Raw genomic sequence first — 14,524 nt, forward strand, 5'->3', positions numbered from 1 at the left:
GGTGGCTCAGCCCTTGGCGCCGGCGCACATGACTTCCGCGCTGGCCACGACTTCGCCGTTGACCCGGGCTTCGCCGTAGTACCAGCCCATGTTGCGGATCAGGCGCTTCATCTGCACATGCAGCATGAGCACGTCGCCGGGGACCACCTGCTTGTTGAAACGGGCGTTTTCGACCTTGACCATGTAGAACAGCTTGGACTGTGCGTCACGCCCCAGCGTCAGCTGGGTCATGACGCCGCCGGCCTGGGCCAGCGCTTCGATGATCAGCACGCCGGGCATGATCGGGCGACCCGGGAAGTGGCCCTGGAAGTACGGTTCGTTGTAGCTGACGTTCTTCTGGCACACGATCTGCTTGGTCTCGACGTCGAGTTCGACGACCCTGTCCACCAGCAGGAACGGGTAGCGGTGGGGGATCAGCTCCTGGATCTGGGTGATGTCGATCGGAAGCTGCAGCGTGTCGTTCATTCTTTCTCCTTGCCAGCAGCGAGGACCCGGCGTGCGAGCGCATCGAGCTGCTTGAAGCGCGCGGCGTTCTTGCGCCACGTGCGGTTGTCGGTCAATGGGGTGCCGGAGGAGTACTCACCCGGCTCGTGGATGGAGTTGCGCACCACCGACTTGCCGGTGATGACGACCTTGTCGCAGATTTCGAGGTGGCCGACCACGCCCACATGCCCGCCAAGCAGGCAGTAGCGGCCGATCTTGGCGCTGCCGGCAATGCCGGTGCAGCCGGCGATGGCCGAGTGGGCGCCGATCTGGACGTTGTGGGCGATCTGCACCAGGTTGTCCAGGCGCACGTCATCGTCGAGGATGGTGTCTTCCAGGGCGCCGCGGTCGACGCAGGTGTTGGCGCCGATTTCGCAGTCGTCTCCGATGCGCACGCCGCCCAGCTGCGGCACCTTGATCCACTTGCCGGCGTCCATGGCCAGGCCGAAGCCGTCGGCACCGAGGACGGCACCGGGATGGATGCGCACGCGCTTGCCGAGCTTGACGCGGGTGACCAGGGTGACGCGGGCGATCAGTTCGCAGCCGCTGTCCAGGGTGCAGTTCTCACCGATGATGCTGCCGGTGCCGATGATGCAGTTCTCGCCGACGACGCTGCCGGCGCCGATGCTGACGAACGGGCCGATGTGGGCGCTGGCGGCAACCTGGGCGCTGGGGTCGATGACAGCGCTGGGATGGATGCCGGCCGGTCGCGCGGGGGCGATGTCGAACAGCGCACCGATCTTGGCGAAGGTGGTGTACGGGTCTTTGGCGATCAGGGCGCTGCCGGGGGCGGCCTCGGCGTCCTCGGCGCGCAGCACCACGATGCCCGCCTGGCTGTCGGCCAGCTGGGCCCGGTAGCGCGGGTTGGCAAGGAAGGTGAGCTGGCCGGGGCCGGCATGGGCAAGCGTGGCCACGCCATGGATGGCGGTGCTGCCGTCGCCATGGACCTGCAGGCCGAACTGCTCGGCGAGTTGCTGGGCGGTGTAGGTAGGAGTATTCACGGCGGAAGTTTACCGTGTGGCGCAGGTTCGGTCATGGGGGCGGGGGCTTGCCTACCGGCGGACTATCGGCCTTTGCCCAGTGGCGGGTCGCAAGCGCGACGGTAGTGCCGGCCGCTGGCCGGCTCCGCGCGGTGGTTGAAGGGCCGCGCCGACCAACGGTCGGAAGCTACCGGCGTGCCGGATCGGGTTTCCGTGGAGCCGGCCAGCGGCCGGCACTACCCACGGCGTGGCCGATTCCCCAATGAACGAAAATGCCGACAATGCGCGGCATCGCGCGGTACGCCTGATGTCGCCCCGTTTTGTTGAAAGAGGTGAGCCGGTGGACGCTGGATCTAGAAACTGCACAGGATAGTTGTCCGCTTCGGCGGCATTATCCGCGCGTGGTGCTGCGTGAGATTTAATGGGGGATTTCGAGGGGTGTGTCTTCGTAGGCTGCATTCCACTTCGGGTGAGGATATGGCCGATTGGATAGATTTTCCTAATCAGCCGAGACTCTCAGTGTCTCCGAAACAAGTGGCGCGTCACTTTGTTGGCTTCTGCGCGTTGCTAGGATCGTAACTGCGAGTTAAGTGCTCGCTTTCAATGGAGTGATATATTGATGAAGTCATGCATTCTGGGGTTGTCGCTCTTCTTTGGAGTTGGCAGTGTATCTGCAGGTGATCAATTCGCACCCGGCCCACTTCCCGGTGCTGTCGTGCAGCGCGACGCCACATTGGCCGTTCCGCCGGGCGTTGAGCTTCGACACATATTCAGGGTCTATCGTCAAAGAACCAATACCCGTGTCACGATGCATTATTGGCCGGAAAGATGGGAGGACATTGGTTACGCGGTGGAGGGGACTATTGGATTCGTATCTGCAGTGCCATTCGAAAACAGTGTGCTTATTCGAAGCTGCTTTGGTCCGAGTGAATGGAATTACTTCACTTCCTCCGACCCTAAGTGCGAAGCAGAGAATGGCGGTGTATGGGGCCCCGGGGACTGGGATATAGGGTATATCTCTACGGTTCATTTGCCCGGCACTACACCCATGTACCGATGCGTCTTCCAGTGGCGGGGAAAATGGCGGCACTTTGATAGCCTTGATCTGAACTGTGAAGGCGTTGAAGGCGTCAGGAATGATGGCCCCCTCGGATACATTTTCTTGTGAGTTAGCCGCCGCCCGGTATCGCGCTGGGCGGTAGTGTTTTTCGTTGTGATCCCGAGATACTTGTTCCCTGGAGCCAGCGGTCGCGTGACCTTTTGAGGGGCGGCGGCGAGTGCTGTGCCGTGCGTAACATCTATCTTGTAGTTTCAGCTCGGGTGGTGTCTCCCGCGGTTGATGCCTACACAGGGAGTGAAGGGTTCTCGATGCGAGAGTGCGGCGGCTGAACTCTAACTTTCCCTTCGCTCAGTCAGGTCGAGAGCGGCGGGCGTTGCCAATCGTATTTTTCATCCACACGAAAGCGCCGGGCGAAGCCCGGCGTTTTCGTGGTTCTTCTGGTGGGCAGCCGGCTTCTGATGAAAGGGCTGAAGTCGTGGGGGGTGAGTGATTCACGGTCAGCGGCCTGCTTCGCAGGGAACTCGAATCCATGTTGAGCTACGTGCTGAACGAGGATCGGGACGGCGTATCAATCAACGCGCCAAGCCGGCTAGCGGTCGGGCCCAACCGATGGCAGGGTCCGACTTACGGGAAACGAAAACGCCGGGCAAAGCCCGGCGTCGCGTAGCGCATCTGGTGGAAAGGCCCCCTTCTGTTAAGGGGGCCGCGCCAACGGTGCGGGGGCTAGGAAGCATTGTGGGCTCCAAGGTTTGCTACGCAAACCTTGGGCAATTCAGCTTCGTCGGTCAGAACTGACCGCCGAACGTAAACTGCAGGCGCTCGATCTCGTCGCCGTCTTCCTTCTTCAGCGGGAACGCATAGCTGATCGAGATCGGGCCGACCGGGGCGCGCCACAGCAGGGCCACACCGGTGGACACGCGCAGTTCGTTGGCCTTGAAGTTCTTGCTGCCGTCGTACACGTTGCCGAAGTCCACGAAGGCCGAGATACGGGCCGACGGGCTATCGAACAGACGCGGGAAGTAGGCTTCGACCGAGCCAACGGTCTTCACCGAACCACCCAGCGGCTGGCCGTTGTAGTAGCTGTTGTTCGCCTCCGAGCGCGGACCGAGCGTGTTGTCCTCGAAGCCGCGCACCGAGTTGGTACCGCCGGCGTAGAAGTTCTCGTAGAACGGCAGGCCGGTGGCGGTGACGGTCTTCACGTAATCGGCCGAGGCGGAGTTGCAGTCCACCGTCTGGGTCGGATTCGGGTTGGCCGCCGTCGGTGCGGTGTAGCAGAGGTCGCGCGTGATGTCCTTGCCATAGCTGTCGCCGTAGCCGATTTCGGCACGGGTGTTGATGACCAGCGAGGGGAGGATCGGCCAGTACTTGGAGAACTGGTAGTTCAGCTTGTAGTACTCGATCGTCGAGCCCGGCAGGGTCGTTTCCAGGCCGATGCGCTGATAGGTACCGCGGGTCGGCATGAAGTAATCGTTGCGGGTATCGCGCGCCCAGCCCAGTTCGGTGCGCCAGGAGTGGAACGTCTTGGTGCCGATGGCATTGATGTAGTCGATGATCGACTGCGGCGTCGAGCCCTGGTAGGTGTTGATCTGGTTGCTGTCGATACCGACCATCAGCGAGACCGTGTCGTTCTCGGTGATCGGCACGCCGAACACCATCTGCGCCGAACGGTTGGTGCTGTTGTACTGGGCGGTGTTGAAGTCGGAGTAATCCAGTTCGCGCCAGGACAGGTTGTAGCCCAGCGACACGCCGTCATCGGTGAAGTACGGGTTGGTGTAGCTGAAGCCGTAACGCTGCAGGTAGCTGCTGCGCGAGGCTTCGACGGACACGCGGTTGCCGCCGCCGAGGAAGTTGTTCTGCGACAGCTGCACCGAGGTGGTCATGCCGTAGGACTGCGAATAGCCCAGGCCGAACACGAAGCTGCCCGACGTGGTTTCCTTGACGTTGTAGACCACGTCGACCTGGTCGTTGCTGCCGGTGACCGGCGGGGTCTCGACGTCGACCGATTCGAAGTAGCCCAGGCGCTGCAGGCGGATCTTGGAGCGATCGATCGCGGCCTGCGAGTACCAGCTGTTCTCGAACTGGCGCATTTCACGACGCAGCACTTCATCGGAGGTGCGGGTGTTGCCCTTGAAGGTGATGCGACGCACCTGCACGCGCGGGCCCGGCACGACCTGCATGTTGATCGCCACGGTACGGTCGGCGCGGTTGCTGGTCGGGATCGGGTTCACCTTGGCGAAGGCGTAACCGATGTTGGACAGCGAGTTGGTGATCGCGTCCGAGCTGAACTCCAGCAGCGCACGCGAGAACGTGTCGCCGGACTTCTGGATCACCATGCGCTCGACATCTTCCTGCGGCAGGATGGTGTCGCCGGTGACCTTGATCTCGGAGATCTTGTACTGCTCACCTTCGGTCACGCCGGCGGTGATGAACATGTCGCGCTTGTCGGGGCTGATCGAGACCTGGGTGGAATCGATGCTGAAGTCCACGTAGCCGCGGTCCAGGTACCAGGAATTGAGTTTTTCCAGGTCGCCGGACAGTTTTTCCTTGGAGTACTGGTCGTCGCGGCGGTACCACGAGGCCCAGTTGTGCTCCTTGGATTCCCAGGTTTCCAGGATGTCCTCGGACGCGAACTTCTCGGTGCCCACCAGGTTGACGTGCTGGATCTTGGCGGCCTTGCCTTCCTTGATCGCGATGGTGATGTCCACGCGGTTGCGGTCCAGCGGGCTCACCGTGGGGGTGATGTCCACGTTGTATTTGCCGCGGTCGTTGTACTGGCGGCGAAGTTCCTGGGTCACGCGGTCCAGGCTCAGGCGGTCGAAGGTGCCGCCCTCGGTCAGGCCGATGTCGCTCAGGCCCTTGAGCAGCTGGTCGCTCTTGATGTCCTTGTTGCCGGTGACGGTCAACTTGTTGATCGCCGGGCGCTCCTTGACCGTGACCACCAGGATGTCGCCCTGGCGATCCAGCTGCACGTCTTCGAAGAAGCCGGTCTTGTACAGCGCACGGATGCTCTCGCCGACCTTGTTGTCGGTCAGGGTTTCGCCACGTTCCACCGGCAGGTAGGTGAACACGGTACCGGAGGTGATGCGCTGCAGACCATCGACACGGATGTCGCTGACGGTGAAGGGCTCGGCTGCCTGGGCCAGGGCGGGCGCGCCGAAACCGGCGGCGAGTGCAAGGGCAAGCAGGCGGCGATTGGGGAGTCGCGTCATGTCACGTCCGGTTGGAGTCGAATGCAATGTTGCGGGATGCCGGCGCATAAGACGACGACAAAAGGGAAAAAGTTCATCGCGCGGCCAGGCCGAGGATGTCGTTGTAGAACGCCAACCCCATCAGCCCGGCCAGCAGCGCCAGCCCGACGTACTGGCCGGCAGCCATGGCGCGCTCGCTCAGCGGGCTGCCCTTGACCAACTCAATAAGGTAATACAGCAGGTGCCCGCCGTCCAAGATGGGGATGGGCAACAGGTTGATGATGCACAGGCTCAGCGACAGCAGGGCCAGGAAGAACAGGAACCAGTCCAGCCCCCGCTGGGCCGACACATTGGCCACGCGGGCAATGGTGACCGGGCCGGAGATGTTCTGCAGCGAGGCGCTGCCGGTGACGATCCGGCGCATCATGCCCAGCGAATCACCGGCCATGCGGGCGGTTTCACGCAGGGCCACCGGCAGGGCCGCAAGCGGCCCGTACTTGAGTTCGGCGTCGTAGGCCGGGGCGCTGGACTGGGCAAAGCCGATCCCGATCTGCCAGGTGGGCTGGCCACGGCCGTCCTTGCCCTGGCGCGGGGTGATTTCCAGGGCCAGGCGCTCGCCCCCGCGCAGCACTTCGATCATGCCCGGGCCGCCGCGCTTGCCCAGGGTGTGGATTTCGGTGAACACCTGGTCGATGGCGTCGATGCGCTGGCCGTCCACGGCCACGATCAGGTCGCCCGGCAGCAGTACGCCTTGGGCGGCCGAGTCGGGCACGACTTTTTCGACCAGTGCCGGCTGCAGCCAGAACTGCCAGGTCAGCCCGGCCAGCACCGGCACCCGGCGCTCGTCGAAGCCTTGCGGCAGCTGCGACAGCGGCAGCACCCGGGTCTGTACCCGGTCCTGCGCGTCGAGCACTTCCAGGCGCGCGTCGTGGCGGTCCATGGCGGCGGTGGTCAGCGCCATGCTGGCCTGGCCGGCGGTGACCACGCTGCGCGCGTCCACGCTGATCAGCCGGTCGCCCGACTGCAGCCCGGCGGCCTGGGCCATGCCACTGGTGCGGCCGATGGTGGGGGAGTAATCCTGCTTGCCGAGTACGAACATCGCCCACAGCAGGGCGATGCAGAGCAGCAGGTTGGCGGCCGGGCCGGCGGCGACGATCGCGATGCGCTGCCACACGCTCTTGTGGTTGAAGGCCTGGTCACGCTCGTGCGGGTGCACCTCGACTTCGCGCTCGTCGAGCATCTTCACGTAGCCGCCGAGCGGGATGGCCGCGATGGCGAACTCGGTACCGGCGCGGTTGCGCCGCATCCACAGCGGGCGGCCGAAGCCGACCGAGAACCGCAGCACCTTCACCCCACAGCGGCGCGCCACCCAGTAGTGGCCGAATTCATGGAACGTCACCAGCACGCCGAGGCTGACGATCATCCACCAGACAGATCCGATGAATTCACCCATGGTGGACAGCACTGGAGAGAGGTGGGAAGGGCATTCAGGCGTGGTCGATGGCGGCTTGGGTGATCAGGCGGGCGCGCTGGTCGGCAGCCAGCAGGACCGCCAGTGTATCGGCGGACTCGACCGACAATGTTGACAGAGCGTTAGCCACCAGCGCCGGAATGGCAAGGAAAGCGACTTTTCCCTGAAGAAATGCTGAAACAGCCACTTCATTGGCGGCATTCAGGATGGCCGGTGCGGTACCACCGGCCGCCATGGCCTGCCAGGCCAGGCCCAGGCAGGGAAAGGCGTCGTTGTCGGGCGCCTCGAAATCCAGACGTCCCTGGGTCAGCAGGTCCAGCCCGCCGACCCCGGATTCGATCCGCTGCGGCCAGCCCAGGCCCACCGCCAGGGTGGTGCGCATGTCCGGCAGGCCCATCTGGGCCAGAGTGGAGCCGTCGACGAATTCGACCAGCGAATGCACCAGGCTCTGCGGATGCACCAGCACCTCGATGCGCTCGCCCGGGATGCCGAACAGGTGGTGGGCCTCGATGACTTCCAGGCCCTTGTTCATCAACGTCGCCGAATCGACCGAGATCTTCGGTCCCATCGACCATTTCGGGTGCGCCACGGCCTGCGCCGGGGTGACCTGGCCCAGCTCGGCGCGGCTGCGCCCACGGAACGGGCCGCCCGAGGCGGTCAGCAGGATCCGGCGGACGCCGGCGCCTTCCAGGCTGGCATCGCGCGAGCGCAGGCACTGGAAGATCGCGCTGTGTTCGCTGTCGATCGGAATGATCTCGGCCCCGGCGGCGGCGGCCTGGCGCATCAGCAGCTCGCCGGCCAGCACCAGCGATTCCTTGTTGGCCAGCAGGATGCGCTTGCCCGCCGCAGCGGCGGCCAGGGTCGAGGACAGCCCGGCGGCGCCCACGATGGCAGCGACCAGGGTGTCGCATTCGGCACTGGCGGCGAGCTGGTCCAGCGCAGCGGCGCCGGCGTGCGCCTGGGTAGGCAGCCCGGCATCGCGCAGACCGTCACGCAGCGCGGCGAACAGGGTGTCGTCGGCGATCACGGCATGATCGGGCCGATGCTGCACGCACAGTGCCACCAGCGCCTCCACCTGGCGCCCGGCCGCCAGCACGCTGGCGCGGTAGCGGTCGGGGTGACGTGCAATCACGTCCAGCGCCGATGCGCCGATCGAGCCGGTGGCGCCGAACACGGCGACCCGGCGGGGAGCGGTAACGCTGACCATGTTCAGAATCCGAAGATTTCCTTGCCCAGTGCGAACACGGGCAGGGCGGCGAGCACGCCGTCGATGCGATCCAGCACGCCACCGTGGCCGGGAATGATGTGGCCCGAGTCCTTGGCGCCGGCGTGGCGCTTGATCAGGCTCTCGTACAGGTCGCCCAGTACCGAGGCGAACACGGTCACCACGGCGGTGATGACCAGGCCCAGAACGTGGGCAGTGTCGATGCCGGCCATGTAGCCAAAGCCCAGCGCGACCGCCAGCCCGGCCACCATGCCGCCACCCAGGCCTTCCCAGGTCTTGTTGGGGCTGATCCGGGGGGCCAGCTTGGTGCGGCCGAAGGTGCGGCCGGCGAAGTAGGCGCCCGAATCGGCCGCCCAGACCACGGCCAGTGCCGTCAGCAGCCACAGGTGGCCGTTGTCGCCGCTGGCATGGATCAGCACCAGCGAGGCCCACGCCGGCACGATGGCCAGGGTGCCGGCCAGCAGCTTCAGCGCACGCGCGGGGCTGCTCGGGCTGGCCCCGAAGGTGAAGAAGCGCAGCCACAGCAGCGCCATCAGCCACCAGCCGATGCCGACCAGTGCGGCAATCTGGTACAGCACCAGCGAGCCGTCGCCGGCCCACACCATCAACACCATCAGCAGCAGGTTCAGCACCAGCAGCACGGTGCGGGCGAGGGTGTCGTCCACGTCGGCCAGCTTCAGCCATTCCCACAGGCCGATCAGGAACACGGCGGCGGCGGCGGCGGCCAGCCATTGGGTGGGCAGCAGCAGGATCGCCGCGATGGCGACCGGCGCCATGATCAGCGCGGCGATGACTCGGGTCTTGGTCATGGGGTGGACGTCTCGGTGGCCAGGGCGGCGATCTGGGCGCTGGTCAGGCCGAAGCGGCGTTCACGGGCGGCATAGGCGTCGAGCGCCTGCTGCAGGACGGCGGCGTCGAACTCGGGCCACAGCACGTCGGTGAACCACAATTCGGTATACGCCAGCTGCCACAGCAGGAAATTGCTGATGCGGGTGTCGCCGCCGGTACGGATGAACAGGTCCGGCGGTGGCAGGTCGGCCAGGGCGACCCGGCTGGACAGCATCGCTTCGTCGATCTGTTCGGGCAGCAGGCGCCCGGCGGCCACCTCTGCGGCCAGCTCGCGCGCGGCGCGGGCGATGTCCTGGCGACCACCATAGCTGGCGGCGATGTTCAGGGTCATGGCGCGGTTGTCGGCGGTGCGCTGTTCGGCCAGCTGCATGCGGCTGACCAGCCCGGCGCCGAAGCGTTCGCGTTCGCCGATGAAGCGCACGCGCACGCCACGCCGATGCAGCTCGTCCACTTCACGGTCGAGCGCATTGAGGAACAGCTTCATCAGCGCGTCGACCTCGTCGGTTGGCCGGCCCCAGTTCTCACTGGAGAAGGCAAACAGGGTCAACGCGGCGATGCCGCGTTCCAGGCAGAAATCGATGGTGCGGTTGACCGCGCGCGCGCCGGCCCGATGGCCGATCAGGCGCGGGCGGCGCCGCTTCTGGGCCCACCGCCCGTTGCCATCCATGATGATGGCAACGTGGCGGGGGATGGCCGCAGGGGTGCTGGAGGTCGGGGCCTGGGACATGGGGCTCAGACCGCCATCAGTTCCTTTTCTTTTTCGGCCACGACACTATCGACGTCCTTGATCGACTTGTCGGTCAGCTTCTGGATGTCGTCTTCGCCGCGCTTCTTGTCGTCTTCGCTGATCGCCTTGTCCTTGATCAGGCTGGCGATGGCCTTGTTGGCGTCCTGGCGGATGTTGCGGATGGCGATCTTGGCGCCTTCGCCTTCCTTCTGCACCTGCTTGCCCAGCTCGCGGCGACGTTCTTCGGTCGGCGGCGGCAGGTTGAGGCGGATCACGGTGCCGGCCACGTTGGGGGTCAGGCCGAGGTCGGAGGCGTAGATGGCCTTCTCGACGTCCTTGATCATGCCCTTGTCGAACAGGGTGATGACCAGGGAATGGCCTTCGGACACGCTGATCGAGGCGACCTGGTTCAGCGGGGTGTCGGTGCCGTAAGCCTTGACCGTGATGCGGTCCAGCAGCGCCGGCGAGGCGCGGCCGGTGCGGATGGAGGTCAGGGTGTGCTTCAGAGCATCGATGCTCTTGGCCATGCGCGTCTGCGCGTCCTGCTTGATATCGTTGAGCATCGCCCGAATCCTGGATGTAACTGGTAATCGGACGATTATAGGCGAATATGGGGGTGGCCCGCCTTATCGGGGCCGGCCGTTGGCCGGCACCCTCAGCTCAGCGTGCCCGGCGGGGTCGGCCGCAGGCCGACAGCCGGGATGACTGCGTCGTTCAGGCAGCCTGGTCGCGACCGCGTACCAGGGTGCCGATGTTGTCGCCGTGCAGGATCTTCAGCAGTTCGCCCGGCTGGCCCATGTCGAACACGCGCAGCGGCAGGTCGCTGTCGCGTGCCAGGGCGAAGGCGGCGGTGTCCATTACTTCCAGGCCGCGGCGGATCACTTCGTCGTAGGTCAGGCTGTCGAAGCGGACCGCGTCGCTGTACTTGTTGGGGTCCTTGTCGTACACGCCGTCGACCTTGGTGGCCTTCAGCAGCAGGTCCGCGCCGATCTCGATGGCGCGCAGGGCAGCGCCCGAATCGGTGGTGAAGAACGGGCTGCCGACGCCGGCGGCGAAGATCACCAGGCGGCCCTTTTCCAGATGACGGATGGCGCGGCGGCGGATGTAATCCTCGCACACGTCGTTGATCTTGATGGCACTCATCACGCGGGCCTTGGCGCCGAGCTTCTCCAGCGCATCCTGCATGGCCAGCGCGTTGATCACGGTGGCCAGCATGCCCATCTGGTCGCCGGTGACGCGGTCCATGCCGCCGGCCGCCAGGCCGGCGCCGCGGAAGATGTTGCCGCCGCCGATGACCAGCGCCACTTCCGCGCCGGCCTGCTGGGCTTCGATGACTTCACGGGCCAGGCGGTTGATGACCTTGGGGTCGATGCCGTAGTCCTCGTCTCCCATCAGCGCCTCCCCGGAAACTTTCAGCAGGATGCGGCGATAGGCAAGACTGGACATGGTGACCTCTGGATGCGTGGAAAACGCGGGAATTCTACTGGAAGCCGGGTCTGCCCGTGCGTTTATTTTGCTGCGCTGCGGCGCAGGCCCCGGGCCCTTCCCCGCTGGGAAGGGGCATCCGGTTCACGCCGGTGCCGTCCCGGGGGAGCGTGCGATGACGCGGTTGCGGCCCAGGTTCTTGGAGCGGTAAAGCACGTCGTCGGCCGCCTTCAGCAGGTCCTGAACATCGGCGAAACGCTCGTAGCCGCCCTGCGTGGCGACCCCGGCCGAGAAGGTCACGAACAGGGGGCCGTCGGGCACCTCGGCCATCGGCGTATTGACGATGTTGGCCAGGACCCGGCGCACCACCTCCAGGGCAACCAGCTCGGTGGTGTTGGGCAGCAACGCGATGAACTCCTCCCCGCCGAAGCGGGCCACGGTATCGCTGTTGCGCAGCTGCTCCTGCAGCTTGCCGGCGAACACGCGCAGCACCTGGTCACCCATCAGGTGGCCGTGGGCGTCGTTGATCTTCTTGAAGTCATCCAGGTCGATGAATGCCACCGACAGCGGCCAGCCGTGGCGGGTGGCGCGCAGGAATTCCTGTTCCAGCACGGCCTCCAGCTGGCGCCGATTGAGCACGCCGGTCAGTGCGTCGCGGTGGGCCTGTTCGGCCAGCCGGTTGGCGCGTGCTTCGAACTCGTCGGCGCGCTGCCGGGCCTGGGCGGCGTCCTGCATTTCGCGCAGGTTGCGCAGGGTCGCCAGCTCCTGGGCGTGGTCGATCAGCTGCTGCACGCGCGACGGCGACAGCAGCGGCGTCTCGAACAGGGCGCTGATATCGGGCAGGGCGTCACTGATGCGGGCCAGCACCTGATCGAACTGGGCGCTGTCCAGCTGCAGTCTTTCGTGGACCAGGTGCAGGGCGTGCTCGCGCGCGGCGTCGGCGTCGGCGCTGAGCCAGATATCGGCCACGGCACCGGACAGGGCCACGCAGGTCTGGAAATTGTCTTCGGCCGTGGCGGGCGATTCGCTGCGGGCGATGCTGTCCACCAGGTAGCGTGGCAGGTCCCACTGCTCGGCCATCAAGGCGCCGACGTCGGCATGGGTGCACTGCAGGTGTTCGTGCTCAAGCGCGACCAGCGCGTCGTTGTCGACGGCCTGGCGCAGCAGGGGCAGGTAGGTGTCCGGCTGGGCCTGGGCCAGCACCAGGATGCCCAGGTCCTGCAGCAGGCCGGCCAGCATCAGTTCTTCGGCCTTGCGCAGGCCGCGGGCCTGGCCCAGCAGGCTGGCCGCCAGGGCGCTGAGAATGCTGCGCCGCCACGCACGTTCGCGCAGGTCCTGGCCGTCGCCGGGTGCGGTGAGGCCCTGGGTGACGGTGAAGCCGAGCGCGAGGCTGACGGTGGCATTCAAGCCCAGCATGGTCAGCGCCTGGCCGAGGTTTTCGATGCGGCGGCGGCTGGCATACAGCGGCGAGTTGGCGATGCGCAGCATGCGCGCGCTGAGCGCCATATCGATGGCGATGATGTCGGCGGCGGTGGTGATGTCCGCTTCCGGATCCTGGGCCAGCTCGATGATGCGCAGGGCAATACCGGGCGGCGAGGGCAGGTTGCGGCAGAGCGCCAGGGCGGCTGTCAGCTCGGGAGGCATGGCATGGCTATTGGTGTGTTGAGGCAAGAATACATGGAGTGCGTCACAGATTTGGGCGTTGATACTTGCGTTGGCGGATCGATTGGGCGTCGGCACTGCGTTTGCCGATGCGCCACGTGCTGCAGAACCAACGGGCAGATCGCGGCGGGCGGGTCATCGCGCCCTTGGTAACACATTCCCCGGCGCAGGGGGAGGGGCGCTACCATGCGCGCTTCCCTTGCATGGATGACGCACGACATGGCCGTAAAGACGTTGCAGGAGTTTTTGTCCACCACCCAGGAGAAGGATGTCAGCGCGGATGCATTCGAGCTGGAAAGTCCGCACATGCTGGAAGTCCGGGTGGACGGGATGGTCTGGGCGAAGGCCGGTTCGATGGTGGCGCGCAAGGGCGGGGTGAAGTTCACCCGGCAGGGGCTGCTGGAGCAGGGGCTGGGTACGCTGCTGAAGAAGATGGTGAGCGGCGAGGGGCTGCAGTTGATGAAGGTGGAGGGTCAGGGGCGGGTGTACCTGGCGGACGCGGGCAAGCAGGTGACGTTGCTGCGGCTGGCGGGGGAGTCGATTTTCGTGAACGGCAACGATGTGCTGGCGTTCGAGACGGGGATCGCTTCGAAGATCACGATGATGAAGAAGGTGGCGGGGATGCTGTCGGGCGGTCTGTTCAACATTCAGTTGAGCGGGCACGGGATCGTGGCGATGACGTCGCACTACGAGCCGATGACGCTGCCGGTGAACGCGCAGACGGGTCCGGTCTTCACCGATCCGAACGCGACGGTGGCCTGGTCGGGGTCGCTGGTGCCGGAGATCGTGGCGGACATTTCGCTGGGTACGCTGGTGGGCCGGGGCTCGGGCGAGAGTCTGCAGATGCGCTTTGCCGGCGAGGGCTGGGTGGTGGTGCAGCCGTACGAGGAGGTTTCGTTCCAGGCGAAGGGGTGAGGGTGGTTTGATGCGCTGGCGCGCGGCCTTTTACGGCAACGGCGTGAGCAACTGCAACTGCAACTGCAAAGTCAAAGTCAACGTCAACTGCAGCGCCGCGGTGCTGGCGGCTGGGTCGGTGCGGGTGGGTTGGCGGGACACGCCGTGAATCCATCCCTGGAGGCTCGTGGGCGCCATCCATGGCGCCCAACGGTCCCGCCAACCCACCCGCACCAACCCCCGACAGAGTGCGGGTGCGGTTGGGAGGGCAGTAGCCGGTGGCCAGTGGGCTATCGGTTTGCTATGGGGTGGTGGCTGGTTAATGGCCGGCAGTTGGCCGGCCGGCGGGTGGGTGGGGATATTGGGTGGTGGATTCACTGAGATATGGGGGTAGAGCCGACCGTTGGTCGGCTGCTCCAAACCACCCAATACCCACTCCAATTCACAACCCATCTCCCCATCCAAACAACCCAAACAAGCCAACCGCACCAACCAACCAAGTCCCAATCAACAGCAAAAACACAGCCCCGCTGTTACCCATCCATCCGTTAGCGAAACAA

Annotated in this window: 11 protein-coding genes; 1 reads left to right on the plus strand and 10 read right to left on the minus strand. The window is 65.4% G+C overall.

Annotation, left to right across the window (positions count from 1 at the left end):
* Positions 1–6: 6 nt before the first annotated feature.
* From fabZ to GQ674_RS05485, 10 genes are all read right to left on the minus strand, one after another.
* The gene (gene fabZ / locus GQ674_RS05440; protein ID WP_038689474.1) at positions 7–465 is read right to left on the minus strand and encodes a 3-hydroxyacyl-ACP dehydratase FabZ; all 459 of its coding nucleotides are present in this window, start codon (positions 463–465) and stop codon (positions 7–9) included.
* The gene (lpxD, locus tag GQ674_RS05445) at positions 462–1,484 is read right to left on the minus strand and encodes a UDP-3-O-(3-hydroxymyristoyl)glucosamine N-acyltransferase (RefSeq protein ID WP_159496273.1); all 1,023 of its coding nucleotides are present in this window, start codon (positions 1,482–1,484) and stop codon (positions 462–464) included. Before lpxD ends, fabZ begins: the two co-directional genes overlap by 4 nt.
* A gap of 1,824 nt (positions 1,485–3,308) precedes the next feature.
* The gene (bamA, locus tag GQ674_RS05450; RefSeq protein ID WP_159496274.1) at positions 3,309–5,732 is read right to left on the minus strand and encodes an outer membrane protein assembly factor BamA; all 2,424 of its coding nucleotides are present in this window, start codon (positions 5,730–5,732) and stop codon (positions 3,309–3,311) included.
* Positions 5,733–5,805: 73 nt separating this feature from the next.
* The gene (gene rseP / locus GQ674_RS05455; RefSeq protein WP_159496275.1) at positions 5,806–7,164 is read right to left on the minus strand and encodes an RIP metalloprotease RseP; all 1,359 of its coding nucleotides are present in this window, start codon (positions 7,162–7,164) and stop codon (positions 5,806–5,808) included.
* Between the two features lie 34 nt (positions 7,165–7,198).
* Positions 7,199–8,389: a 1-deoxy-D-xylulose-5-phosphate reductoisomerase gene (gene dxr, locus GQ674_RS05460; protein ID WP_159496276.1), complete on the minus strand. Its 1,191-nt coding sequence runs from the start codon at positions 8,387–8,389 to the stop codon at positions 7,199–7,201.
* 2 nt (positions 8,390–8,391) lie between these two features.
* Positions 8,392–9,216: a phosphatidate cytidylyltransferase gene (locus GQ674_RS05465; protein ID WP_159496277.1), complete on the minus strand. Its 825-nt coding sequence runs from the start codon at positions 9,214–9,216 to the stop codon at positions 8,392–8,394.
* The gene (uppS, locus tag GQ674_RS05470; RefSeq protein ID WP_038689463.1) at positions 9,213–9,983 is read right to left on the minus strand and encodes a polyprenyl diphosphate synthase; all 771 of its coding nucleotides are present in this window, start codon (positions 9,981–9,983) and stop codon (positions 9,213–9,215) included. Before uppS ends, GQ674_RS05465 begins: the two co-directional genes overlap by 4 nt.
* Positions 9,984–9,988: 5 nt before the next feature.
* Positions 9,989–10,546, minus strand: coding sequence for a ribosome recycling factor (gene frr, locus GQ674_RS05475; RefSeq protein WP_128095742.1), 558 nt, complete (start codon positions 10,544–10,546; stop codon positions 9,989–9,991).
* A 151-nt stretch (positions 10,547–10,697) separates the two neighbouring features.
* On the minus strand, positions 10,698–11,429 hold the full coding sequence (gene pyrH, locus GQ674_RS05480) for a UMP kinase (protein ID WP_038689459.1): 732 nt from the start codon (positions 11,427–11,429) through the stop codon (positions 10,698–10,700).
* Positions 11,430–11,552: 123 nt separating this feature from the next.
* On the minus strand, positions 11,553–13,052 hold the full coding sequence (locus GQ674_RS05485; protein WP_159496278.1) for a GGDEF domain-containing protein: 1,500 nt from the start codon (positions 13,050–13,052) through the stop codon (positions 11,553–11,555).
* 237 nt (positions 13,053–13,289) lie between these two features.
* Here GQ674_RS05485 and GQ674_RS05490 point away from each other — a divergent pair, with 237 nt between their 5' ends.
* Positions 13,290–13,985, plus strand: coding sequence for an AIM24 family protein (locus GQ674_RS05490; RefSeq protein ID WP_159499260.1), 696 nt, complete (start codon positions 13,290–13,292; stop codon positions 13,983–13,985).
* Positions 13,986–14,524 lie beyond the last annotated feature (539 nt).

The sequence above is a fragment of the Stenotrophomonas sp. 364 genome (assembly GCF_009832905.1).
Classification (GTDB): Bacteria; Pseudomonadota; Gammaproteobacteria; order Xanthomonadales; family Xanthomonadaceae; genus Stenotrophomonas; species Stenotrophomonas maltophilia_AP.

Coding starts and splice junctions, on each gene's coding strand:
- fabZ (WP_038689474.1), bottom strand. CDS start 465: ATGAACGACACGCTGCAGCTTCCGATCGACATCACCCAGATCCAGGAG.
- bamA (WP_159496274.1), bottom strand. CDS start 5,732: ATGACGCGACTCCCCAATCGCCGCCTGCTTGCCCTTGCACTCGCCGCC.
- rseP (WP_159496275.1), bottom strand. CDS start 7,164: ATGGGTGAATTCATCGGATCTGTCTGGTGGATGATCGTCAGCCTCGGC.
- dxr (WP_159496276.1), bottom strand. CDS start 8,389: ATGGTCAGCGTTACCGCTCCCCGCCGGGTCGCCGTGTTCGGCGCCACC.
- GQ674_RS05465 (WP_159496277.1), bottom strand. CDS start 9,216: ATGACCAAGACCCGAGTCATCGCCGCGCTGATCATGGCGCCGGTCGCC.
- uppS (WP_038689463.1), bottom strand. CDS start 9,983: ATGTCCCAGGCCCCGACCTCCAGCACCCCTGCGGCCATCCCCCGCCAC.
- frr (WP_128095742.1), bottom strand. CDS start 10,546: ATGCTCAACGATATCAAGCAGGACGCGCAGACGCGCATGGCCAAGAGC.
- pyrH (WP_038689459.1), bottom strand. CDS start 11,429: ATGTCCAGTCTTGCCTATCGCCGCATCCTGCTGAAAGTTTCCGGGGAG.
- GQ674_RS05485 (WP_159496278.1), bottom strand. CDS start 13,052: ATGCCTCCCGAGCTGACAGCCGCCCTGGCGCTCTGCCGCAACCTGCCC.
- GQ674_RS05490 (WP_159499260.1), top strand. CDS start 13,290: ATGGCCGTAAAGACGTTGCAGGAGTTTTTGTCCACCACCCAGGAGAAG.